Here is a 25,431-nt window from a genome sequence, read left to right on the forward strand (position 1 = left end):
TTCATAATATGCATCTCCACCTTCCCCCAGTGGTTGGGATGCGGAAAGTTAAACACCACCACATCGTTATGCCGTATCCGTCGTATGCCCGGCAGACGGTAGATCTCCACCTGTTCCTCATTGAGTGTGTCGAAGATATTAAACAACCGTGCCCCGGGAATCCCTTTCCATACCAACACATTATCCCCCGCCTCCAATGCCGGCTCCATCGAATCGCTCGGTATCTTAAACGAGGTAAACACAAACACCTGCAAAAAGAGCCAGCCAAGCCCCGCCATCATCAACCAGAAGACCACGTCGACCAGGATATGCGCCGCTTTACGAAGGATGGGTTTGAGTGTTTTCATTGTTTTATTGTTTACTTTGTATGCCTTTATGTCACTTGGTGGTTCAACATAAAACCGCAATTATTCTCTTTTCTTTAAACCACGAAGCATCTCTAAGGCGCACGAAGTTTATTTTTTTATCTTCAGCAAAATCAAAACAGGGTTTTCTTCCTCTGGTTTTTCAATTCTGTTGAAATAAGAGGTAAGTGGCTCGTTTAGGAATTGATGCCCCAATTCCAATTCTTCAACAAGTTGGTCAACTGCAATATATGTAACAAAACAATCGTCAGAAATACACTTGTTTACATTATTTAATAAAACAAATGGAGACAAGGAACCAATGTCACTTTTTGTTTTATCAGAAATAATCCAACTGTTATTTTTCACATTGTCTGCAATGTAAACTGAAAAACCATCGCTGTTGCTACCTATAGAGAACAAAAGATAATCAGAGTACATGGATACGCCCCCTAACAACCTGGTTTGTGGAAGTTTTTCATAATAGTCATAGCCGTGTCTATCCCTCATTCTCTTGTCGTCAGACATATTTATCACGTTCATTTCAACAGGAATCAGACATTGTTCATTAAACGAATTTCGCGTTTTATCATAAATCATAAATGTATTTGTAAATTCATACTGATATATAAAGCCTTGCTTTGGCAAATAGTTGAATGCAATGTTTTTCCCCATAGAAGTCTTACCTTTGTTATAAAGATCTTTAGACAATACATGGCCTTGGGTATCGATTGCATATAATAAGTAATCTTCACCGGAAGCACAGACAAGCATTCTGTCTTTGTCTAAAATAGATAAATTAAAACCGGTTATATCTATGTCAAATGAAGCGATCATATTGCCCGAAGGATCATATTTGATTATTTTTGAAGAATTTAATACGACAATATCTCCTTCCTCCGTCACATCAAAGTCCGATAGATTCGTGTATTCCCCGGGGCCTCCCCCTTGTTTGTTTATTTGAAATAGGTATTTACCGGCATGGTCGAAGACAAGTATGTATTTACGATCACAAGATATATAGAACTGACCATTCTTCTTTACGACTTTCCCAACCGAACGCCCCAATAATGATTCATCTAATGTCTCTAACGGAATAAACTCAACATCAAATAAATCCGCTAAATTCGTACACGCTTTGCTGTTTTGAATCGCATCGGAGTGTATGATATGATCCGATTCTACTTTTTCACTACAACTATTCAATAATAAGCATATAAACACAAAAACTAATATCATATCGCATTTTTTAATTAAGAATGAAGGCATCAACGCCATTTTAAGACGTTGATGCCCATTGTTTGGATTAACAATCTCTACTTACATATCCACAAGGACAAGTATTTCCATCTCCATCTGTGAGACATACTTCTCGACTACCAGAAAAAAAACCACAACTTACATGCTTCCATTTACATGGATTTTGATTATTATTTGATGATTCGCCTGCGGCTAATGCGTCAACGTTAGCTTGCCCTATGTCAGATAGAGAGATTTTGCTCTCATTCTGATACACATTCCATCCTGCAGCAACCGCTATCGCTGCAAACATTACAAATCCTATGATTTTCTTTTTCATATTTTTATATGTCTAATTTTTTATTTATATTGTTAATTCTTTTTCTCTCTACAAGCCACCTACTCTTCTTCTGCAGATTGTATATAATATTTACTTATCTTTGCCTGACACCTCCTTCCTTTGGGAGGACAAGTCCGGGGAGAAACATCATTCGCTGCTCAAACAGCAATACTTCCGCGTATTATGAAATGTTTCTCCCCTTTCTTTGCCTCTTGTTATTATATATCTCTTCTTTTTCTCTATTTCTTTACTTTGTGCGCCTTTGTGTCACTTCGTGGTGAAAACCTCCTTAAGATATATATATTTTTTAGCCACCAAGTAACACGAAGGCGCACCAAGTTTTTTTATCTGTTATTATGCTCGCTAAACGATCTTCAATTAACAATTAATAATTAATAATTAACCACTCTCTTCTTCCCCGTAAACACCTGCTCCTCTCCATCCATATAGAACACCTGTTCCTCTTTTCCTCGCGTATGGTTTTGAAGCCATAACAGGGCATTGGTAGGCACATTGTCGTATATGAGACCTTTCCATGCTGTTGCCTGTTGGCGCCCCAAGCTTTTCCACCCTTCTATTCCTGCCTGGTAATGCAGCTCATACACATCACCGGGACGAATAAAATTATCATCCGTTCGTGGCAGGATATCTATGTGGGTAAGCGAAGCGGCTTCCCCCAGATCAAACACCACCGTGGCCGACGTATCCGCCGAAGCATAATAGGTGAGCGGATCCCCGTCGCTTATATTCTGTAATAACCCGTTCTTATAGATATTCAGGGAGGGGCCTCCCGAAAGAGCAATCTTCGCGGGTGGAATCTGTCCCTCCGGCGTAAAGAAGGAGACCTCTGCCAGGTCGATACGCCGGTTATAAGGAGAGGAGAAACGGACGTAGCGGGTCTTTTCTGCCGGGTTGGGAAAATAACTTTTTACAATCTCGTTTCTGATCGAGTCTTGCAGTTGGTAGTAGAATGTTTGGTTCTGAAAATGTTTATCGACAGCCCCTTCTATTGTTCCATCGATCATGTAATTCATATACCTGTAGAGCCAATCCGCCAGGAAATACTTACGGTAGAGGTGAAGCGTTTGCCTCCGGGTCGTATCGGGCACAAACACGCGGGTGGAGTCCTCCCCGAAGAGAACCGGATAACCCGCTACGGATAACTGCTCCCCCTCGGCTGCCAACAGTTGGTAGACCAGTCCTTTCTCCACATCTTCAAATACAGCCTTTCTTCCCCGAACTTTTGCCATGGCAATAGGCATCGTACGCCATGAGGTATGTACACCCAGATAGATATATTCATGTCCTTTTTCCGCCACCTCCACTTCGAGGCGGTTCTTTCCGCTATAACTTTCCGTCACATCGCGGAGGAACGGTGAGCGGAAGAAGGAGGGAATCCGGGGATCGGTTATAATATCTTGTGAGAGGGGTTGCAAACCATGGCATTTGCGGTAGACTTTTCCTTTTTGATAATCCGCAGGCAGACTGCGGCTCACTTCAAGGCCGGGGCTGCGGAAAGCCACGTCCCGTCCTGTCGTATCACGGATCACCACCCAGGTATGCATGCCGTTTCCTTCCGTAGGCGAAATGCGGAAGAAGTCAGCCATTGCCGGAATACCTATTGCCCGGAGAATATAGATTGAGGCATCTCTCAGATCAAGACAGCTTCCGCTGATACAATCCAAGTAGAAGAGCGGACCGGGATTGATATATTGCACATCAGAGTTAAAGGTGATTTTCTCCGTCTGCCCGAGATAAAGGCTTAGTAGATTGGCTGCCTCGATGGGATCCGTTCCCTGATAGAGTGAGTCCAATGCCGTGGCGTACTTCTCCCGGTAGGGTTCCATCCACTCCTCCAAGGGTTCCAGACCAACGCGGTAAGGCAATAGCCACTCGGCGAACTCCTCGAAGGAGAGATGGCGGTTCCAGGGGCGTTCCTGCCAATTGCGAAAGCATTGGTCGATATGGCGGATCAGGTAATCCGCCGTGATCACCTGGGCATCATATACTTTGCGGAGGCTTTGGGTAGAGAAATCGTTTGCTGCCCGGATAATGCTGTCGGGAATATGTTCATTATCCTTTTTCATCCACCGCATAGCCTCTTTGATCTTCTCCAGATCCTCCCCGCTATAGCTGAAGTAATAGGGCATATTCTCGATCAGGAAAACCGCAGCCCGCAGCTTGAGGCTATCGGAAGGGGAAGCAGAGTAATGATCCAAGACCTTCTCCAGTTCGGGGCGATTGGAACCGGCGGATTGGAGGGCGAGGTCTAAATTTGCTTTTTGAGAGCAAGATACTAACAAAATGAAAAAGAAGGGATAAATGTATTTCATTATAAACAACTTACAGGGTTTTTTACGTTGTTAATTCTAAAAAAGACATTCTGAAGTTTTTAAATCATATCAATTGTTTATTTCACCTTCAAATATAACAGAATAAGGCTCTTGCTCATCTTCCAGATAAAAAGAGAATCCTCTGTTTATGTACCCTTTTGTTTCAAACACAAGCGATACGATGAAAGAGTCGACATTGTGAGGATCGATTTTATCTATATTCTTAACTACTGATACACACTCACAGGACGTTTCTACTTTTTTGACAAATAATGTGTCAGAGGTTAAGTTTTCAAGTTTTATCGCATATTCAAAGTATGTATTATGCGAGAACGCACCAATATCAACAAATTCGTCAAAAATGGTGATACGCCTTTGATTTTTGTTTTTTTTGATGCATGCTGTAATAGACAGTAATACGATGATTAATACTATTTTAAGAAAGCCTTTACGATGACTGGATTTGACTCTGTAGTTATATATTTCTTTATCCCGTTCTTTGTGTTTACCCATACTGTGTCCTGATTGTAATAATTAGTCATGTCTGATGATTCTCTTATATAATAAGCATGATCTCCGATCACTTTATCGGGCATCAACAAATAGAGTGTGTTATCGATGTCGTTTTCAACAAATTGAGCATTCGTAACTTTATCATCTTTAACAAATAACAACCTTACTCTATTTTTATAGGTATAATTAATAAAACAATACTCACCCGCTGAACGAACACCTATAATAGTAGCATACTTTGATGCGGCGAAGTAAGTGTTATTATTATCCGTTGTCATATTTTCCACGGGCAGCCTCTTGTCACCGAAGTTGATAAAAAACTTATCAACAATTCCTTTCGTATCGAATTGGTAGATAGTGTCATAAACAGCATAGTTAAAAAGAACCTCTTTGAAATCGACATCCACGTCGAACACTTTCCCAAAGAGAAAGTCATCCGTTGCCTCATTATAGGCGAAATACATCTCTTCAACCTGACAGGTACTATCCGTTAAAAAAAGGTTATATCCATACTCTTTTTTCATAGTGTGATAGTCAATCCCCCGTGTGTAGAAAAGATATTTATCCCCTATGGCAGCTATTTGAGTCCCTGTCATGTCAATTTTATAGCTTGTCCTATAATGACCGTTATGATCATAGATTAGAATCTTCTTTCCGCTTCTGTCCAATACAATCAATTCGCCTTTTTCGTTCAGGCAAAAGTCGTCTATCGCTATATATTCTCCAGGAGCTCCACCTACGTTGCCAATCGTTCTTAGAAAAGCGCCGTTCTCGTGGAAGCATAGGATTTTTTTCATTTCCTTGTCCAATATGAAGAGTAAGGAGTCCGCGATTTCAAGTTTTGTTATCTCTTGTATCATAGAGGATTCATCGTAGTCTTCTAATACGATATATTGCAGACTATCAACAAATTCCGACAGATTTACGCTTTCATTGCCATTGAATGAAACATTGATGGTTTTTACCTCATTGTTGTGAACTGGTTTGCTATTGCAAGAGGCAAAGAAACATAAGCAAAAAATCAAAATAAAGGATATCATACTAACTGTTATTTATTATGAAAATAAACTATATAAGTAGGAGAAGCAGCTCATATTTCAGTTTCGTTTTCTAAAAAACGACTGCTTCTCCCAATGCTTATTTTGTCGATTCTCTGTTTGAGGGTGAACTAGCTATTTGCTTTTCTCCCTTGACACATTCCAGGATAGTTATCGTCGAAATCACATGCATCCAATATATATGATGATCCTGATGTATTTACGCATGTCATCTTAACAGCTCTTCCTCTCTTGAATTCTACTGCACTTTCGCAGTTTGCCAACGCTTCCACATTCGCTAAGGCCAAATCAGAGAGTCCTATTTCTTTCTCATTCTGATACACATTCCACCCTGCCGTAATAGCTATCGCAACAACCATTACAAATCCTATGATTTTCTTTTTCATAATCTTAATTATTAAGATGTTATTAATTTATTTCCTATCCACAACCTCACCTACTTTCCTTCCGCGGATTATGGGTTACGTCGTAAACACATGTCTTACTTACTTTTAGAAAGTGTACAAGGTTTGTGTATAGGACGCCTGACTTTTGTCCTTTCAGCATTTCTAAGTATCTTTGCTCATAATGAGCGACCTCCTTTGCTTTACGCTTCGCTAAGCGACCGTTGGTTCTTATTAAATGGTTAGGAGGGGCAAGTGGGGGAGGCTGCTTCTATCATATCAACTCTTAGAGCAGTTGCTTCTGTTCCTTCGGGAAGCGAACGTTGTTTCTCCCTTTTGCTTTTTTTAGCATCTGTCCCCTAATTTTACTTTAATTCATTCACTCTATACTTTGTGTGTCTTTGTATTACTTCGTGGTTAATAATGCTACAATGAGTTTTTTACCACAAAGTATCTCTAAGTCACACTAAGTTTCTTTTGCATTAACGTTCTTCCGGTCTCTTTTCTTCTTTGTGCGCCTTTGCGTTACTTTGTGGTTAATAATGCTACAACGAGTTTTTTACCACCAAGTATCTCTAAGTCACACTAAGTTTCTTTTGCATTAACGTTCTTTTCCGGTCTCTTTTCTTCTTTGTGTGCCTTTGTATTACTTCGTGGTGAATAATACCACAATGAGTTTTTACCACCAAGTAACACGAAGGCGCACCAAGTTTCTTTTGCGTTAAAACACTTCTCCACTTATCGTTAGCTTTATCCATTTCTCCGTATTACACTTAACAGTAATGGTTTCGCTAAAGAAGCCCGTATCCTTGGGGGTATAAACCACCTTTACCTGCAATGTCTCTCCGGGTTGTGCCGGATGTTTTTGCTTTACGCTTCGCTAAGCGATTTTCAATTCAAAACTCGGTGAGGCACAGCCACAGGTGGCGGCTGTATCCAGAATTACCAATGGCTTCTCTCCGGTATTCCGTAGGGGAAGCCGTTGAGTTTATTCATTTGGTCTTCCCTGTCTACACAAACCGGATAATCAAAGTTATCTCGTTTCATAATAACATTGTTTTTTTATTCTCCGGTAAATGAAAAGAACATACATGTAAATTCCAAAAATATTTACTGAGATTTTACTGAGAAATGATCTTCTCAGCAAAATCTCAGTAAAAAAGATTATTTTTTCCATTGAAACAAGGTGGTGCGACGTGTGAAAATGTATCAGAAGGTAGGTATTCCTATTATTATTCTTTCTCTAATCTGCGGAATAAGTATGCTCTTTTTATATGGAAGAGCGCTACAACATGGGGATACTTCCCTTTTTATCAAGAGAAAATACAGCAATTATTTGAAAAAGCTATTCAAGACGACTTGGAGGAACGGGCAAAGGGTTTTCCTCGTCTCTTTGTAGCTCAGCCTGGCAACTCTTCATTCAAAGAGATTACTATCATCAAAGAGGATACGGTTATTACCTGTCTTCAGATATTGGAATATGTGAAGGAGAAAGGAGAAAGGAGAAAGGGGCGTCTTCAGATATTGTAAGAATTGAAGGTTTTTGAAGGAGCGCTGCAAGCGCGATTCAACCCAGCCCATGGGTGACCGCAGGGAACCCTGGGTGGTTTAGGTTAAAGTAAATGGAACTCTGAATCGAAGATCGGCCTTAGCCAAAGAGTGACTATTAGGTATTTGTGTATATAGTCGTTCTTTCAGAACTCCATTATTATTATACTCTGATACCCAGGGTTCCCTGCGGTCACCCATGGGCTGGGTTGAATCGCGCTTACAGCGCTCCTTCATAAATCTTCACATTCCCTCCTATTTGAAAAAACACCTATCTCTTCGGCGCAATCACTAACCACTAACCACTATATCCCCTTTTCCTTTGCACCTTTGATTACAACCCTGGTAGGTGAAACTGAATGATGACTGCAGGAGTATTTGTTGGCTGAGCATGGTCGACCAACTGGCTGAGCATGGTGAGCCAATTGGTTGAGCATGGTGAGCCAAATGACCGAGCATGCTCAGCCAACAGAGAGCCCTACGTGCAGCCTTTCAATCAACATAGTCAGGATGGCGGCGCAGCCAGACGACGGCATACGAGCAGGTGGCTTGGCATCGCATATCGTTTGCGCGCGCATAGTCATAAGCCTGTTTCACCAAGGCGGCGGCAATTCCTTGTCCTTCGATGGCTCTGGGTACAACGGTATGCAAAATATCTAACGCTTCGTTTGCAATCCGGTAGTTTACGAATGCCGTAAACCCATCTACGGTGGTTTCAAAACGGTTCTTTTCCGGTAGGTGTTTGATCTCTAACTCCATATCTTTCTTGTGTTAGGGGTATTCCATGACATATTCCTGTTCGCCCGACTGCCTTTCGGTGCGCTCTTCCGTGATCCGAAAGCCCTGCTTTTCGTAAAAAGAGATCGCCTGGTGGTTTTTGGCATAGACATGAAGCGACAGATGCGCATGGGTTCGTTTCACATAATCCAATAATTGTTTTCCGATCCCGCGCTTTTGCATACTGGGAGCCACAAACAGGGCAGGAATAAAGCCGTCGTTTACGGAAATAAATCCTGCAACTTCGCCGGTTATATTTTCTATATAGACATAATTGACACAGGAAGGCAGGTAGATATTTTGCATATCACTTTCTTTGCCTTCCCAGAACGAGCGGGGAATAAAATCGTGGGCCAACAAGGAGGCCTCCAGCCAGATGCTGCTCATGCGGCTGATATCGGATGGGATGTAGGGGCGGATCATTTTTAATTATGAATTATGAATGAAGAATTATGAATGAAGAATTTTAAAAAATATCAATTATCAATTATGACTTATCTCTTTTCTGTCAGGTACTTCCAAAAGCGGACTGGCATAAAGGAGCGCTGCAATTTAGGATTTTTTCTCTCTTGTATCGCTATGGAGGTATGATATTGTTTCCACATCTGCTGGAATAACTTCTCGTCTTTGTCCATCATCTCTTCGCTGAGGAAGCCGGAGAGCAGGTGTTCCTCCTTCTTTTCGAAGCGCACTTCGATCACCTCCTGCAGGTCGTAATAGTAGCCATATTCCCGCTTCAGGTCGTAGACCAGCCAGCGTTGATCGGCATACCGATCCTTTAGGAAAGGGATGGCGAGGGGTAATACATTGTATAGTGGCTCCATCGCAGCGAAGTAGGTGCCATCGGCCGCTTTCTGGAAACGGAGGAATTGCACCAAGCGTGACTTTTCCTGGCCCACCTTCTTCCATATCTTGGATAGGGCCAATACGTCCGGATCGCCAAAATTCATCTCAACCGACTGCGGTGCATCGATGTTTTTTCGGATATACCGAAAGATCAAGGGGCCCACTTCGGGCAGTTCCGACAGCCAGCTGACGGTGATCTCCGACAACGCCACCTTCGATAATTTCTTCTCAAGCGCCTTCCATACCCGGTCGGCCTTGGCGGTATCGGTGATCACTCGGTATAGTTCGTCGTAGAAGAGCGGCAACGCTTCTTCCTCTCCCTGCAAAATGTCGGGGAATGTTTTTCGGGAGTAGGCATCGAAGACAGCGGTCAACAATCCCTCCAGGCTGTTATCGTAGATGAAAATAATCATGCGTCGGAATGTTCTTCAAAAGGAAGGATCAGTTGGTTCTCATCCTGTCGGCGTTTCCTGCCGCCTGCTTTTTGTGTTAAAATAAGGCGCACATTCTCGGGACGCAACTCGTTGATGGTATGCATGGACAGTTCGTGGCAGGTAATGAAATACTGCGCTTTCTTCATGACGATGCCCATTTTCTTGAGCTGTTCCGCTCCGAGTCGGTTATGGCGGCGCGAGACAACGATCAGTTTAGCCGATTTCACCCCGATGCCGGGCACACGCAGGATCATCTCGTAGTCCGCTTTGTTGATATCTACCGGGAAACATTCCGGATGGCGCAAGGCCCAGGCCAGTTTGGGATCGACCTCCAAATCAAGGTCGGGATAGGCATCGTCGACAATCTCATCTACCTTGAACTGATAGAAGCGAAGCAGCCAGTCGGCCTGATACAAACGGTTCTCGCGCACCAGCGGAGGCTGTTTCAGGGCGGGCAGGCGGTTGTCATATGAATTAACAGGCACAAAACCGGAATAATAGACCCGTTTCATGCTCGGGCGTTGATAAAGAGCCGACGATACACGCAGAATATCTTTATCCGTGTCGGGCGTGGCACCGACAATCATCTGGGTGCTCTGTCCGGCCGGCACGAAGCGAGGCGCATGGCGAAAGCGTTTCCGTTCGTCGGCACTCTGCAACATCCCCTGCTGAATGTAGCGCATGGGTGTGAACACACTCTGAAATGTCTTCTCCGGAGCCAAGCTTTGCAGGTTGGCTTCGTTCGGGATCTCGATATTCACACTCATACGATCGGCGTAAAGCCCGGCTTCGCGCACCAATTCTTCGCTGGCTCCCGGAATGCTTTTCATATGAATATAGCCGTTGAACTTATGCACCAGGCGCAGATCCTTTACGATACGCACCAGGCGCTCCATCGTATAGTCGGCATTGCGCACGACACCGGAGCTGAGAAACAAGCCTTCGATATAATTTCGACGATAAAATTCGATGGTGATACTGACCAGTTCGGAAACGGAAAGCGTAGCGCGGCGGATGTCGTTGCTTCGGCGGTTGATGCAGTAGGCGCAATCGTATATACAGTAGTTGGTCAACATGATTTTCAATAGCGAAATGCATCGGCCATCTTCGGCAAAACTATGGCAGATGCCCCATCCGGCCGCACTGCCGATCGTTCCTTTTTTGTTGGAACGCGTCGTGCCGCTCGACGAGCAGGAGACATCATAGCGGGCTGATTCCGCCAATACCTTTAGTTTTTCTAATACGCCTTCATCCATGACTCACTATTATAGGTAGGACAAAAATAGCGAAAGCCGAACGCAGAGCCAAGCTTGCTTGAGCTATGCTAGGGCGCATCCTATTTTCTACAAAAATAGCGAAAATAAGAGAGGACGCCCGATTGCTTAGTGGAAAGTTATGAACAGGTGAAAACAAAAAAAACCGTCCCATTCTCACGAATAAGACGGATCTACCTAATTAAACCTAATTCTAATACCATGAAAAACACTTTATACTAATAACAAGCTACAATATAAATTGTTCACAAATTGTTCCTTTTTTTCCAATAAAACGATTATTCTTTCAATTCTCCCTGATTTTGCATGTGGGAAGCGTCGCAAAATGGCTTGTTTTTGGATTTGCCACAACGACATAAAGTAACGCGCTGACGAATCGGATAAAAACGTCCGTTCGCGTCTTCAATCGGAATACCACCCTTCACCCAGATCGGTCCATGCGCCTCGGCAGGGATATCTTCGAGCATACTTATTTCCTGTGGCAATTCCTCTTCCTGAATTTCGCCCTCTTTCGTGACCATCGTCAAACGACCACTCGGACAATTCGCACATTGTTGTTTGATTATTTCTACACTCTTCGGATCGTTGTTTTCCGCTACCAGGTTCCAGGTGGAGCCATAGGTATCACAAAAGCGAGCTACCGCGCATAGTTCTTCAGCATCCAAGAGATCTACCTGAACACCTTCTATCTTCTCCGCCATCTGGTCATAACTCTTATGCCCGGAGGTCTCTGTTCCATTGAATGGCTCACCCTTCAGATGAGAATCGTCACAAAACGGATAGTTGTTGGATCTGCCACAGCGACACAGGTAATAGGTTTCATCTACCTTGTATTGCTGAATTTCTTTATAAGCGCTTGAAGCGCCTTTTTTATCGGCGACAAAGCGTAATTGATTAAAAGGGATATGGCCTGTAACCTGATAAGGTCCATCCTTGGTAATTTTAATTTTCTTTTTGTTTGATTGGTTCATATGGCAATATAATTATGAAAACTCTCTTATATGAAAGTAACAAATAACTATATTATTTGTTTGAATTGCCTGGCAAAAAACCGTTATTATTTATGTAGAAGGAGATAGGCTTATGCCTCTTTCTTACGTTTGACGTTCCAGAGGATAAACCAACAAAGGGTGATCAGCGCTATGCCTACTCCAATGATTTGCGAAAGTGCGGTACTTAACCCGAACCCTTCAGGAGCGACAAAGATATAGGTCGTACATACGGCAGTCATAAACAAAGCGGGGATCAGGGTGATGATGTATAATTTTTTCTCTTTCGTCAGATAGACAGTCAATGCCCATAAGGTAAAAATGGCCAGTGTTTGATTGGTCCAGGCAAAATAGCGCCAGATCATATCGAAGCCATCCTTATCTTTCATACTATAAAGCAGAATTGCAATACCCGCCAGGAAGAGGGGGATACTGATCGCCAATCGTTTCCAGAGTGTTTTCTGTTCCCAATGAAGGAAATCGGCCACGATCAGGCGGGCGGATCGGAAGGCGGTGTCGCCGGTGGTGATAGGTGCCGCGATCACCCCCAGAATAGCCAGGACAGCGCCGGCGGTTCCCAGCCAGTTCTTCGTGATACTGTCAACAATAACAGCCGCGTTGCTTTCCGCCATGCCATGATTATGATAGAAATAGGTAGCGGCAGCAGCCCAGATCAGCGCTACGATGCCTTCGGTAATCATAGAGCCGTAGAATACCGGACGGGCATATTTCTCGCTTTTTATGGTTCGCGCCATCAGGGGACTTTGCGTGGCATGGAAGCCGGAGATAGCTCCACAGGCAATACTCACGAACATTATAGGGAAAATTGGTAGCTGATTGGGGTGTGTATTATATAATCCATCCGTAATCTCCGGAATAGGAGGATGATGCACGAACAGCATCACCAATATGCCAACTGCCATAAACAACAAGGCGGCAGCAAAAATGGGGTATATACGCCCGATCAATTTATCGACCGGTAATACCGCCGCTATCATATAATAGATAAAGATCACAATGATCCAAAAGGTAAGATCCAGGTGCTCTGCGGTCAGATTTGCCAACAGACCCGCCGGACCCGCCACAAACACAGCGCCCACCAACACCATCAAGACAATGGTAAATACGCGCATAAACTGTTTGAAGCGGCTTCCCAGGTAACGCCCTACCATTTCCGGCAGGCTCTCTCCGTCATGGCGCAAAGAGAGCATAGCGGCCAGGAAGTCATGCGTCGCACCGGCAAAGACCGTGCCTAATACGATCCACAGGAAGGAGGACATACCGAACTTCGCTCCCATGATTGCGCCAAAGATAGGTCCCAGTCCCGCGATATTCAGAAATTGGATCATAAAAACCTTCCAGGTAGGCATAGGCAGAAAGTCTACACCATCGCGTTGGGCGTAAGCAGGAGTCTGACGATCGGGATCTACCCCGAATATCTTCTCCACGAAACGGCCATACACGAAATAGCCTATTATCAGGAAAAATAGACAACAGGTAAAAGTGATCATCTATTCCGGCAAATTAAGACAAAAGCCGCTTAACCGTTTCGGAGATCGCTTTGCCCTCCGCCTTACCAGCCAACGCTTTGGTAGCCGTACCCATAACTTTACCCATATCCTGAGGGCCGGCAGCCCCTACCTCAGCAATGATGGCTTTCAAGGCCGCTTCCAACTCCTCCGCGGACATCTGTTTCGGCAGATACACTTCGATATAAGAGACCTCTTCCAATTCCGGAGCGGCCAGGTCGTCACGTCCTTGTTCTTTATAAATGGCGGCACTGTCTTTGCGTTGTTTCACCATCTTCTGAAGAATCTTCACGGCGGCTTCGTCAGTCAACTCGCCATCTCCACCTTTCGCTGTCTTAGCTTCCAGAAATTCTTTCTTTATTCCACGCAGCGCCTGCAGGCGTACCTTCTCTTTTGCCAACATGGCCGCTTTAATGTCTTCACTGATTTGATCAAACAGGTTCATTGTTCTATTGTTTTAAGATTATTGATTCATTATTCGTTAAAAAACGAGATGACAGCCGAATCACCTCCTGTCTTTTCTTCGTTTTCTTTTTGAGGTTCGGAGAGCGTTGCGGTTGCCTCTTCCGGTTTGGTTTTCGAGCGCAATCGAGCCACCAGCTTCGCATCCCGGTTATAGGGTGGATTCTCTTCTAATAAGGCGATCATCGCTTCGTCATCCAGCTCATGATTAGCCAGCACAACCGTATGAGCACGCTGTTTCAGTCTTCCTCCACGCGTCCCTTCTCCATAATATTTCGCAATAAGATCACTCTCTTCACGCTCCTTTTCCTGTTGTTTTTCCAAGTCTTCCTGTCCTTCCGATTCGCGCAGTCGTTTCTCGGCAATTTGCGGAATATCCTCGGTCGTAAACCCGGTAGCCAAAATGGTGATTTTGACTTTCTCCCCCAGCGTATTGTCAAGGGCTGTTCCCCAAATAACCTCTACATACCGATTGGCTTCAGCCATAAACTCATGGATGTAGGTCATCTCTTCCATCAATAGTTCGGAATCCTGACTGAAACAAACATTCAGAAGCACACGTTTCGCGTTCTTCACATTTTTGTTTCCAAGCAACGGTGAATTAAGCGCATCTTCCAACGCCTGGCGAACACGTCCTTCACCTTCCCCGTAGCCATTACTCATCAATGCCACACCACCATCTTTCATGGTAGTTTCCACATCGGCAAAGTCCAAATTAATCAGACCCGGCATTGTGATAATCTCAGCGATACTCTTGGCTGCCGTAGTCAGCGTATCATCTGCCCGACGGAAAGCATTCATCACCGTTAGGTCGGAATATATATCGCGCAGCTTCTCATTGTTGATCACCAACAAGGCATCCACGCTTTTCGCTATCTCTTCTACCCCATTCAATGCCTGGAGTATCTTCTTCTCACCTTCAAAAAGGAAAGGGATCGTAACGATACCTACCGTTAACAGTCCCATATCACGGGCTATCTTCGCGATAACAGGAGCCGCCCCTGTTCCGGTGCCTCCACCCATACCCGCCGTGATAAACACCATCTTGGTGCCATCCGACAGCATTTCACGCAACTCCTCCGCGCTTTCTTCAGCTGCCTGACGGGCTTTCTCCGGTTTGTTTCCCGCGCCCAGTCCCTGCGTGATCATTCTTCCTAATATGATCTTCTCTGGCACACTGGAACGATCCAACGCCTGACGGTCGGTATTACACAAAACAAACGACACATCTTGTATCCCCTCCTCGTACATATGGCTCACAGCATTACCGCCACCTCCTCCTACTCCAATAACCTTTATGATAGTAGGATTCCCTGTTTCGAAATCAAATTCCAATAATGTATCTTTGTCCATAGCTTATACACTTTCTATTATTATTAATCCAATCCCTCAAACAAGTCATTAATCTTACCAGCACTTTTCGCAATAAACTTCTTAAAACCTTTTTGAGTGGGGTTATTCGTTTTTCCCTGCTGTCTTTTTCTTTCCTGCTCTTCTTCTTTGCGTTTACGCTCTTCTTCTTTTTCTTTCGCAATTCTCTCTGATTCTGCACTATCTTCCGTTCCCGAGAAAATTTCCTGTTGAGTAGGAGTAGGCGAAACAGGAGCCGGCGGAACATAGGCACAATTTACCGTTCCCTGCGACAAGAGACCTAAAGCAACATAGTATTCCGGCACAGAGACCGCCATATTTTCTTTTTGCAAACCGGAACGTAAAGAGGCCCAACGAATATCCATCTTCAACTGCTTATGCATTGCCTCCATAAGACCACGCAGGTCAGCTCCTCCTCCGGTGATCACCACGCCGGCACCCAGTCCTCTCAGACTATCCTCCGCGCCGAGTTGCGCAAATACATTCTCCAGAATCTCCTTCACGCGAGATTCGATCACATAATGGACATCCGCCAGTTTGAGCTCACGAATACCTACACCATCAACTGAATTTACCCGAATAGCCTCCTCTGTTTCCAGATCAGCCACCGCATTCCCGTATTCCAATTTAATACGTTCGGCTTCCGACTCCACCAAGTGAAGCGTGGTCAGGTCTTTCGTTATCAGATCATTGCCTAAAGGTATCACAGCCAACTTATCCAGTTTGCCTCCTTTCATCACCGTCACCGAAGTGACACCGGCACCAAAATCAACCAGAGCACACCCCAGTTTCTTTTCGTCTTCACTAAAGACCACATCCGAAAGCGCTAAAGGAGAGATAAGAATGCCCGCCAGTTCAAGGCCTACGCGCTCGATCGTATTCTCTATATGCCGACGGATAGCCGGACGCCCTACGATCAACTTATAATGCGCCTCTATCTTACTATAAGGAACACCTACCGGATTCTGCTCCAATTTGTCATTGATGTAGTAGGTGGGCGAAACAATGTCATAGACAACCAATCCCTTCGGTTGGAAAGTACGGCAGTCTTCCAAAAGAAATGCCTTAATCTCCTCCGTCATGACAGCCTCTTCAGCCACCTCCTTCACAACAGAATAATCCATCGAATGAAGCGATTGGCCTCCGATACCCACATAGACTTTTACAATTTTCCCACCTTTCAGCTTGGCTTCGAGCTTAGCGACCAAACGTTTGATTCTTTCCGCAGTCTTCTCAATATTGAAGATGATCCCGCGGCGAATCGCATGATCCGTTTCTTCTTCGTCGAAAGCCAGAACACTGATAACACCTGTGGCGCTATCTTTCTGTCCGACCATACCGATCAGACGCGATGTGCCCAGGTCGATTACTGCTATAAAGTCTCTGTATGCCATATCCTTTATTTTTTCGTACATACTATCTGATTCTTATACGTAAGATTGATCACACTATATTTATTCCAACCCATTTTAGGGATGGCTTGTTTATAAAACAACTGCAAATTAGCCAATTTTTCTTCGTAGTTATCGATACTACCTAAGAGAATACGATGGTTCCCTACGCGTGGCACAAGCTCAATCTCATGCTTCGAAGTGACATTAATCTGCTCTATCTGGTTGTTCCAGAATTCATTCTTATGCAAAAATAAGGCAAATTTGTATAATTCATTCATGGCAAACGCTTTTTCGATATGCCCGGTGGCAATCGGCACATGGGCGACATAGCGTTGGCTCAGCGGCATACTACTACCCGCGTTATCAATATAATAACTTCCATGAATGCTCATTACCCGAAGGAGTGGCATCTTTTGGCTTACCTCCAGTTTGACTTTCCCGGAAGGTGTTTTATAGACCTCCACACGGGAGATCATCTGATTCTTCATCAATTCCTCTTCGATCCGCTCCGTATTGACAGCATACATCGGCTTGTCGATAGGAGAAAGATCGGCTCGTTTCAATAAAGAGATCACATCCTGTTCGCTGACAAAATGCTTATCCAGGCTGTCGCGCACGATTATTTCCAGGCCTTCACATGTTTTGGCGACCGACCGATCTTTCAGAAAGACAGAGGCCAACACAATATAAAAGCCAAGCAACAGGGCTATCAATATGGAGAACAGACGAACCATCACATTTTATCTCTCTTTTTTTCCAATATTTCTTTGACCGGTTTAACCAAGCGGTCGATATCTCCGGCACCCAACATTAATACAATATCAAAAGCATGTCCCTCGACCCAATCCAACAGATCCTCTTTCCGGCACAACCTCTTGTCCGACAACGTCACCTTGTCCAGGATCAGCTGCGAAGTAACGCCCGGAATAGGCAATTCCCGAGCCGGATAGATATCCAACAGGATCAGTTCATCCAACAAAGAGAGGCTTTCCGCAAAACCATCCACAAAGTCCCTGGTACGGGAATAGAGATGAGGCTGGAAAATACCCGTCACCTTCCGGTCGGGATAAAGCGCTTTGACCGATCGGATACTGGCTTCCAGTTCCATCGGATGATGGGCATAATCATCAATCAATACAATATCCTCCTCTTTCAATTGGAAGTCGAAACGACGCTCCGGACCGGCAAAGCTGGCTATTCCCCGTGTTAGTTCCTCTTCCGTCACCCCGTTGAGCCAGGCTACCGCCATAGCGGCTACGGCATTTTCGATATTCACCTGAACAGGCACGCCCAGGGAGACATCTCTGACAGCCACATCCGGCCCAATGAAATCAAAAAAGATATCTCCGTTGCCAATGCGTATGTTTTCCGCATAGAAATCACCACCCTCCTCCGCCGAATAGGTAAACAGGCGGACACCCGGTTGCAACCGTGGAGTCACCGCTATATCTTTTCGCATAATCAAGCAGCCTTCCGGACGTATCAGGGAGGTAAAATGTTCGAAGCTATCCCGGTAGCTTTGGGCATCGCCATAGATATCGAGGTGATCCGGATCGGCGGAGGTGATCACCGCCATATAAGGTGTCAACTGATGAAACGAACGATCGTACTCATCCGCCTCAATCACCGTCAAGTCACTCTTGTCCGACAGCATCAGGTTCGACCCCCAGTTTTTTAATATGCCACCCAGAAAGGCATTGCAATCCACATGCGACTGTTTCAACACATGAGCGGTCATCGAAGAGGTAGTTGTCTTGCCATGTGTTCCGGCAACACAAAGTCCCCGGGCAGAGCGGGTGATCTCCCCTAATATTTGTGCCCGCTTCATCACCGTGAAGCCATGTTCACGAAACCAGACCAGTTCCGTATGATCGTTGGGCACGGCCGGCGTATATACGACCAACGTATCCGCCGGATTTTTACACCAGGCAGGTATCAACGCCACATTATCCTCATAATGAATATCAGCGCCTTCGGCATTCAACTTCTCCGTCAGAACAGAAGAGACCCTGTCGTAGCCCGCCACCTTTTTCCCTTTCGAAAGAAAGTAGCGCACCAGGGCACTCATGCCAATTCCACCGGCACCCACAAAATAGAGAGATTGTATATCGTTTAAATGCATTATCGTACTTCTATTACTTTCATTATTTCATCTACGATCCGTTCCGCGCTCCGGCGCTCGGCCATAGCAGAGATATGTCGACTCAGGCTCGCCAAACGCTTCTCGTCGGCAACCACTTCCAAGGACAAAGGTATTAACTTTTCCACAGCCTCCCTATCCGGAACGAATAATGCAGCCTCTTTTTCTACCAAAGCCATCGCATTTTTGGTTTGATGATCTTCCGCCACATTGGGCGAAGGAACCAGTATCACCGGTTTCCCCAACAAGCAGAGTTCGGAGATAGAGCTGGCTCCGGCACGGGAGATAACCAGGTCGGCCGCTTCATAGGCATAATCCATACGCGTAATGAACTCAGAACACCAGATAGCAGGCGACTTATAAGGTGCCAGTTTATTTTGCGCCTCTTGAAAGTAATAGCGACCCGTTTGCCAGATAAACTGCACCCCGGAACCGGCTATCGCCTCCAGATGTTCCTGAACACTTCGGTTAACCGTACCGGCACCCAGGCTTCCTCCCACAATCAATATGGTTTTCTTTTCCGGCGAAAGACCAAAAAAGGCCAATGCCTCTTCCCGTTTTCCTTTCGCCTGTTCCAGGTCTTTGCGCACCGGGTTACCCGTCAGGACAATTCGATCCTTCGGAAAAAATTTCTCCATGCCTTCATAGGCCACACATATCTTATCGGCTCTTTTGGCTAACAATTTATTGGTGACTCCGGCATACGAATTTTGCTCCTGCAACAGAATAGGCACCCTGGCCGATGAAGCCATCCACAACGTCGGGCCACTGGCATATCCGCCCACCCCAATAGCCATATCGGGCTTGAAATCCTTAATCGTTTTCTTGGCAAGACGCAGGCTTTTCAGCAAACGGGCTATCACCTTGAAGTTATTCAGCGGATGCGCCCGATCCAATCCACTCACAGGCAATCCCACAATGGAATAACCGGCAGCCGGCACCTTCTCCATCTCCATCCGGTTCTCAGCACCAACAAAAAGTATCTCCGCGTCCGGAAAGCGTTCCCGGAAGCAATTAGCGATCGAGATGGCCGGAAAGATATGTCCGCCTGTGCCACCACCACTGATAATCAATCTATAAGGTTTCATACGTTTGCTTCTTCTAAGGTCTCCACCTCTATGGAGGCGAGCACCGATTCTATCTCTTGCTCATTCATATCTGTATGTAATACATTGTCCTCTTCCGGCTCATCCTCTTCATCGCCCATGCCGGCACCAAAACGACTAATGCTCAATATAATACCAAAATAGACACAGGTAATCAAGGTCGACGTCCCCCCGCGGCTGATCAGTGGCAAAGGCTGTCCCGTCACCGGAATAAGATCGACAGCCACCGCCATATTGGCCAATGCCTGTACAACAATCATCAGGCCACAGCCCAACACAAGAAACCTCGGAAAGGGTTTTTCACAACGCCGGGCAATAATTCCGACACGAAACAACAGGGTGAGATATAACAAAAGCACCACAATCCCTCCGGCAAATCCTAATTCCTCAATGATAATAGCATAGATAAAGTCAGAATAGGCCTGAGGCAGGAAATCGCGTTGTTGTCCGTGTCCGGGCATCCTTCCGATCACACCTCCCCGGGCAATCGCAATCTTAGCATGAATCTCCTGACGGTGATCGTCTGTAATCTTCACCACCCCATTGGCATCCACCAGTTCTTCGGCCGGATGAACAGTCCGTTCGATACGCCCTTTACCGGTCAGAAGGCGCCCCCTCAACCAATCAGGCATTTTTCGTATATGCTCAACCGGAGTGATATAGAGCAACACCAGAAAAACAACCAATCCGACAAAAAGAATGGCTCCCAAGCGGAGCATTCGCTTCAGAGGAAGCTGACCAATGAACATCATCAGATAGCAGACACCAAAAAGCATAACTGCCGTAGAGATATTATCGCCAAAAATAATTCCACAGGTGATCCCCGCGGCAATCAATATCGTTTTATAAATCTGCTTGTCCGTATACCGGTTTCGCAGGCTAAGCATAAAAGCGGTGAAAACAATCAAAGAGAGTTTGGCTAACTCCGAGGGTTGAAACTGTATACCAAAAAGCCTGATCCATCGGGTGGTCCCGTTGATATCCTCCCCGATATAGGGGGCAAGCAACAATAAGACAATGGAGACAGGTAAAAGCAGGACTAACAGCGAGAACACCTTACAGGGAAAATTGTGAATCACCAGAATCAACACAAACCCGCCTACCAGAAAAGAGGCATGACGAGCGATGGGCACCCAATGGTTGGCATGTTTATAAGCCAACGTACTGGTTGCGCTAAACACCTCCACCAACGAAACCAGGCAAAAGAACATGAAGAGAATCCATATCACCCGGTCGCCCTTAAATAGTTTACTTGCTAAATCCACCTTTTCCTTTTTTATAAGTTTTTTACCGCTTCCTTAAACTGCTCACCCCGATCTTCGTAGTTCTTAAACAAATCGAAGCTGGCGCAACAGGGAGAGAGCAATACCGTATCCCCTTTCTGAGCCAGGCGATAGGCGATCGCTACAGCCTCGGGCATAGAGCGGGCATCTTCAATCTGCTCTATCTTACCATCAAAGAAGGCATGCAACTTTGTATTGTCAACACCCAGAAAGATCAACGCGCGCACCTTGTTTTTGACAAGCTCCTCGATCTCGGTATAGTCGTTCCCTTTATCGGTTCCTCCGAGAATCAACACCACTTTGGTCTGCATACTCTCCAGGGCATACCAGCAGGAGTTCACATTCGTCGCCTTCGAATCGTTGATATAATCGACTCCACGCACACGAGCCACCTTCTCCAATCGGTGTTCCACGCCTTTGAAGTCGCTCAGCGAGGCACGGATCTTTTCGTCCTGAATATCGAGTACCTTCGCCGCAATGCCCGAAGCCATCGAGTTATACAGGTTATGCGTTCCCGTCAACGCCAACAGGTCTTCTTCCATCGTAAACTTACCATGGGTTGTTTCTATCGCCAGATGACTGTCTTCCAGATAAGCCTTTACCCCTTGTTTGTGTTCCAAGGCAAAAGGATAAAGAGTTGCCTGAGGATGCAGCTTCTCCAGTTCGCGGGAGATCACCGGATCGTCGTTCCAGAAAATAAAGGCATCCTCCTCCGTCTGGTTACGCAGGATACGGAACTTGGCATCCACATAATTCTGCATTTGATAATCATACCGATCCTGGTGATCGGGTGTTATATTCAACAAGACGGCAATATCCGCCTTGAAATCATACATATTGTCCAATTGGAAACTGCTCAATTCAATAATATACACCTCATGCGGATCTTCCGCCACCTGAAGCGCCAGGCTGTTGCCTACATTGCCCGCCAGACCGACATCGAGTCCCGCCTCTTTCAGGATGTGATAGATCAGCATCGTAGTAGTTGTCTTCCCGTTGCTACCGGTGATACAGACCATCCGGGCATGCGTATACCGACCGGCAAATTCTATTTCCGAGATAATAGGGATGCCTTTCTCTTTCAGCTTCTTGATGATAGGAGCCTTATCCGATATACCCGGGCTTTTCACCACCTCATCGGCGTTGAGGATCAGCTCTTCCGTATGCTTTCCCTCTTCCCAGGCAATACCACGCGCGTTCAACATCTCTTGGTAGACAGGGGCTATCGTCGAGAAATCCGACAGAAAGACATCCATGCCTTTCGCCTTCGCCAGAGCAGCCGCTCCGGTTCCGCTTTCACCGCCACCTAATACGACAATCCGCTTCATTTTATCTCATCTTAAGTGTTACAATCGTGATCACCGCCAGGATAATGCCGATCAGCCAAAAGCGAATCACAATCTTGGATTCCGGTATCACATGATATGGTTTCTGGATGATAGCCTGTATACCTGCATTGCCCGGCTTCTGGAAGTGATGATGCAATGGGGTCATCTTAAAGACCCGCATCCCTTCTCCTTGTTTCTTTTTGGTGTATTTGAAATAGAAACGCTGAATAATCACCGAGACAACCTCCACCAGGAAGATACCGCATAGGATCGGAATTAATAATTCTTTCCGGATGACGATTGCAAATACGGCAATGATACCTCCGATGGTCAAGCTACCCGTATCGCCCATAAACACCTGCGCCGGATAGGCATTATACCAAAGAAAACCAACCGTTGCCCCGATAAACGCCGCGGAAAAGATTACCAGTTCCTCCGCTCCGGGTATATACATGATGTTCAGGAAGGAGGCAAAATTGACGTGCGACGACATATAGGCCAGGATCCCGAGGGCGACCCCGATAATCCCGGAGCTTCCCGCCGCCAAGCCGTCTAAGCCATCGGTCAGATTCGCACCGTTGGATACCGCCGTGACAATAAAGATTACCACCAACACAAAAACGATCCAGGCCAGCGGCTGTTTGTATTTGCCTGCCCAGCCGACAAGCATCTGGTAGTCGAAATTGTTATTCTTCAGAAAAGGAATAGTCGTTTTGGTCGATTTGGTTTCATCCGCATGAAAACGCACCTCTTCGATCTGGTTCTCTCCGTTATAGACCTCCATATTCTCCCGGATCACCACATCGGGACTCAGATACAGCACCAAACCGACAATCAAGCCAAGACCTACCTGGCCAATCACCTTGAATTGCCCGCGCAACCCCTCTTTGTCTTTCTTGAATACCTTGATATAGTCGTCGGTCATCCCGATCGCCCCCAACCAAAGGGTGGTAATGATCATCAGGAGAATATATATATTGTCCAATCGGCAACAAAGGAGCGTAGGGATCAGGATAGCAATAATGATAATGATACCGCCCATAGTCGGCGTTCCTTTCTTGCTGTAGAGTCCTTCCAAGCCCAGGTCGCGCACGGTCTCGCCTATCTGCATACGGCGCAGTTTATCTATAATCAGACGCCCGATAGCGGTCGTAATAAACAGGGAGAGGATCAGAGCCAGCCCCGAACGGAAAGAGATATACCGGAACATCCCTGCTCCCGGCAGATCGATCCATTCATCCAGAAAATTAAACAGATAATATAACATGCGTTATGTTTATTTTGATTGTTGTTGTGCAAATATGTCTCTCAGCTTTTCCCGGTCGTCAAAATGGTGTTTCACACCCTTTATCTCCTGATAATCCTCATGGCCTTTGCCGGCCACCAGAATGACATCACCCTTTTTCGCCAGCATCGTTGCCGTGCGTATAGCCTGGGTACGATCGGTAATACAAAGCGTGCGACTCATTTCGTCAGCATTCAGTCCGGCCACCATATCCTGGATAATCTCGTCCGGCTCCTCGAAACGAGGGTTGTCGGATGTAAGAATCACCTGGTCGCTGTATTTGATCGCCTCTTTTGCCATCAGCGGACGTTTGCCTTTATCACGGTTTCCGCCGGCACCCACCACGGTGATCACCCGGCCGCGGCCGTCCAACACCTCACCGATGGCGTTCAACACATTGGTCAAAGCATCCGGTGTATGCGCGTAATCGACAATCGCCGTATACCCCAGCGGTGAGAGAACCGTTTCGAACCGACCGGAGACAGGCAATAAGGCACTGAGCACCAGGAGAACCTCTTCCGGCTTGCGCCCCAAGGCCACCGCCGTGCCGTAGACAGCCAACAGATTATAGGCATTGAAGCGCCCCACGAAATGCACCATCACCTCTTGCCCATTGATCTGCAAAGCCGTTCCTTCAAAGTGTGATTCCAGTATTTTGGCTTTGAAATCGGCCAGCGTCCGCAGGGAATAAGAGAGTTTTTGTGCCTTTGTATTTTGCAGCATGACCGGCCCGGCCTTATCATCTATATTGGTCAAGGCAAAAGCCTCTTTCGGCAAATCGTCGAAAAAACGTTTCTTGGCATGCAGGTAATTCTCTACCGTCAGGTGATAATCCATGTGATCGCGCGAAAGATTGGTAAAGATGCCTCCCTTAAAGGTCAATCCACTGATCCGTCGCTGATCGACCGCGTGCGAACTCACCTCCATAAACGCATAGGAACATCCGGCTTTTACCATCCGGTCAAACAACGCCTGCAATGTAGGTGCGTCGGGCGTTGTATGCGTAGCCGGCACGACCTCATCGTCTATGTAATTACAAACGGTCGATATCAGTCCCACCTTGTATCCCATCATACGAAACATCTCATACAGGAGTGTAGCGATGGTCGTCTTCCCGTTTGTTCCGGTTACGCCTACCAACGTGAGCTTAGCCGACGGATGGTCATACCAGGCCGAAAGCAACACACCTAAAGCCTCCGCCGAATCGCCTACACAAATATAGGTTGCGGCAGCAGACACCTCCTCGGGCATTTTTTCGCACACGATAGCGACCGCTCCTTTTTCGATAGCACTCGTTATATAGTCATGACCGTCGACAGAAACGCCTTTCACCGCGACAAACAGCGTACCCGCCTCTACCTTCCGCGAGTCGGACTCTATGCGCAGGATATCGATATCCAAAGTTCCGCGTATATCCGGCTTGTCTAATGCCTTTATTAAATCCTTTAGTTTCAT

General features: G+C 45.9%; 24 protein-coding genes. All 24 read right to left on the reverse strand.

Features of this window, described 5'->3' with window-relative positions; genetic code table 11:
* On the reverse strand, positions 1 to 347 hold a 347-nt coding region (locus M2134_RS04995; protein WP_280758140.1), incomplete at its 3' end, for a S26 family signal peptidase.
* 108 nt (positions 348 to 455) lie between these two features.
* Positions 456 to 1,583: a 6-bladed beta-propeller gene (locus tag M2134_RS05000; RefSeq protein WP_280751489.1), complete on the reverse strand. Its 1,128-nt coding sequence runs from the start codon at positions 1,581 to 1,583 to the stop codon at positions 456 to 458.
* 67 nt (positions 1,584 to 1,650) lie between these two features.
* On the reverse strand, positions 1,651 to 1,923 hold the full coding sequence (locus M2134_RS05005; RefSeq protein WP_280751488.1) for an NVEALA domain-containing protein: 273 nt from the start codon (positions 1,921 to 1,923) through the stop codon (positions 1,651 to 1,653).
* Between the two features lie 392 nt (positions 1,924 to 2,315).
* Positions 2,316 to 4,256 carry a transglutaminase domain-containing protein gene (locus M2134_RS05010; RefSeq protein ID WP_280751487.1) on the reverse strand — a complete coding sequence of 647 codons (1,941 nt, stop codon included), beginning with the start codon at positions 4,254 to 4,256 and terminating at the stop codon, positions 2,316 to 2,318.
* 431 nt (positions 4,257 to 4,687) lie between these two features.
* Positions 4,688 to 5,809: a 6-bladed beta-propeller gene (locus M2134_RS05015; protein ID WP_280751486.1), complete on the reverse strand. Its 1,122-nt coding sequence runs from the start codon at positions 5,807 to 5,809 to the stop codon at positions 4,688 to 4,690.
* A 128-nt stretch (positions 5,810 to 5,937) separates the two neighbouring features.
* Positions 5,938 to 6,213 (reverse strand): NVEALA domain-containing protein, encoded by a 276-nt coding sequence (locus M2134_RS05020; protein WP_280751485.1) that lies wholly within the window; start codon positions 6,211 to 6,213, stop codon positions 5,938 to 5,940.
* Between the two features lie 718 nt (positions 6,214 to 6,931).
* A complete protein-coding gene (locus M2134_RS05025) occupies positions 6,932 to 7,036 on the reverse strand; it encodes a hypothetical protein (RefSeq protein WP_280758141.1) in 105 nt (34 codons plus the stop codon).
* Between the two features lie 54 nt (positions 7,037 to 7,090).
* Positions 7,091 to 7,159 carry a hypothetical protein gene (locus M2134_RS15765; protein ID WP_348525030.1) on the reverse strand — a complete coding sequence of 23 codons (69 nt, stop codon included), beginning with the start codon at positions 7,157 to 7,159 and terminating at the stop codon, positions 7,091 to 7,093.
* Between the two features lie 1,091 nt (positions 7,160 to 8,250).
* Entirely contained in the window at positions 8,251 to 8,517 is a 267-nt protein-coding gene (locus M2134_RS05030) for a GNAT family N-acetyltransferase (protein ID WP_280751484.1), read from the reverse strand.
* Between the two features lie 12 nt (positions 8,518 to 8,529).
* Positions 8,530 to 8,958 carry an N-acetyltransferase gene (locus M2134_RS05035; protein ID WP_280751483.1) on the reverse strand — a complete coding sequence of 143 codons (429 nt, stop codon included), beginning with the start codon at positions 8,956 to 8,958 and terminating at the stop codon, positions 8,530 to 8,532.
* 71 nt (positions 8,959 to 9,029) lie between these two features.
* Complete coding sequence (locus M2134_RS05040; RefSeq protein ID WP_280751482.1) at positions 9,030 to 9,794, reverse strand: TIGR03915 family putative DNA repair protein; 765 nt, start codon at positions 9,792 to 9,794, stop codon at positions 9,030 to 9,032.
* Positions 9,791 to 11,071, reverse strand: a complete 1,281-nt coding sequence (locus M2134_RS05045) for a putative DNA modification/repair radical SAM protein (protein WP_280751481.1) — start codon at positions 11,069 to 11,071, stop codon at positions 9,791 to 9,793. The genes M2134_RS05040 and M2134_RS05045 overlap by 4 nt, the downstream gene beginning before the upstream one ends.
* Before the next feature lie 296 nt (positions 11,072 to 11,367).
* Positions 11,368 to 12,060: a CDGSH iron-sulfur domain-containing protein gene (locus M2134_RS05050; RefSeq protein WP_280751480.1), complete on the reverse strand. Its 693-nt coding sequence runs from the start codon at positions 12,058 to 12,060 to the stop codon at positions 11,368 to 11,370.
* Between the two features lie 110 nt (positions 12,061 to 12,170).
* Positions 12,171 to 13,589, reverse strand: a complete 1,419-nt coding sequence (locus M2134_RS05055) for a carbon starvation protein A (RefSeq protein WP_280751479.1) — start codon at positions 13,587 to 13,589, stop codon at positions 12,171 to 12,173.
* 13 nt (positions 13,590 to 13,602) lie between these two features.
* Complete coding sequence (locus M2134_RS05060) at positions 13,603 to 14,052, reverse strand: GatB/YqeY domain-containing protein (RefSeq protein ID WP_280751478.1); 450 nt, start codon at positions 14,050 to 14,052, stop codon at positions 13,603 to 13,605.
* 29 nt (positions 14,053 to 14,081) lie between these two features.
* On the reverse strand, positions 14,082 to 15,422 hold the full coding sequence (gene ftsZ, locus M2134_RS05065; RefSeq protein WP_280751477.1) for a cell division protein FtsZ: 1,341 nt from the start codon (positions 15,420 to 15,422) through the stop codon (positions 14,082 to 14,084).
* 23 nt (positions 15,423 to 15,445) lie between these two features.
* Positions 15,446 to 16,834 carry a cell division protein FtsA gene (gene ftsA / locus M2134_RS05070; RefSeq protein ID WP_280751476.1) on the reverse strand — a complete coding sequence of 463 codons (1,389 nt, stop codon included), beginning with the start codon at positions 16,832 to 16,834 and terminating at the stop codon, positions 15,446 to 15,448.
* A 5-nt stretch (positions 16,835 to 16,839) separates the two neighbouring features.
* On the reverse strand, positions 16,840 to 17,568 hold the full coding sequence (locus M2134_RS05075; protein ID WP_280751475.1) for a cell division protein FtsQ: 729 nt from the start codon (positions 17,566 to 17,568) through the stop codon (positions 16,840 to 16,842).
* Entirely contained in the window at positions 17,568 to 18,956 is a 1,389-nt protein-coding gene (gene murC, locus M2134_RS05080; protein WP_280751474.1) for a UDP-N-acetylmuramate--L-alanine ligase, read from the reverse strand. The genes M2134_RS05075 and murC overlap by 1 nt, the downstream gene beginning before the upstream one ends.
* Complete coding sequence (gene murG / locus M2134_RS05085) at positions 18,956 to 20,062, reverse strand: undecaprenyldiphospho-muramoylpentapeptide beta-N-acetylglucosaminyltransferase (protein ID WP_280751473.1); 1,107 nt, start codon at positions 20,060 to 20,062, stop codon at positions 18,956 to 18,958. The genes murC and murG overlap by 1 nt, the downstream gene beginning before the upstream one ends.
* Complete coding sequence (locus M2134_RS05090) at positions 20,059 to 21,345, reverse strand: FtsW/RodA/SpoVE family cell cycle protein (RefSeq protein WP_280751472.1); 1,287 nt, start codon at positions 21,343 to 21,345, stop codon at positions 20,059 to 20,061. The genes murG and M2134_RS05090 overlap by 4 nt, the downstream gene beginning before the upstream one ends.
* Before the next feature lie 11 nt (positions 21,346 to 21,356).
* Positions 21,357 to 22,691: a UDP-N-acetylmuramoyl-L-alanine--D-glutamate ligase gene (gene murD, locus M2134_RS05095; protein WP_280751471.1), complete on the reverse strand. Its 1,335-nt coding sequence runs from the start codon at positions 22,689 to 22,691 to the stop codon at positions 21,357 to 21,359.
* Between the two features lies 1 nt (position 22,692).
* On the reverse strand, positions 22,693 to 23,958 hold the full coding sequence (gene mraY, locus M2134_RS05100) for a phospho-N-acetylmuramoyl-pentapeptide-transferase (protein ID WP_280751470.1): 1,266 nt from the start codon (positions 23,956 to 23,958) through the stop codon (positions 22,693 to 22,695).
* Positions 23,959 to 23,967: 9 nt separating this feature from the next.
* Entirely contained in the window at positions 23,968 to 25,431 is a 1,464-nt protein-coding gene (locus tag M2134_RS05105; protein ID WP_280751469.1) for a UDP-N-acetylmuramoyl-L-alanyl-D-glutamate--2,6-diaminopimelate ligase, read from the reverse strand.

The sequence above is a fragment of the Parabacteroides sp. PM6-13 genome, assembly GCF_029892605.1.
In the GTDB taxonomy this organism is placed as follows: Bacteria; Bacteroidota; Bacteroidia; order Bacteroidales; family Tannerellaceae; genus QVMG01.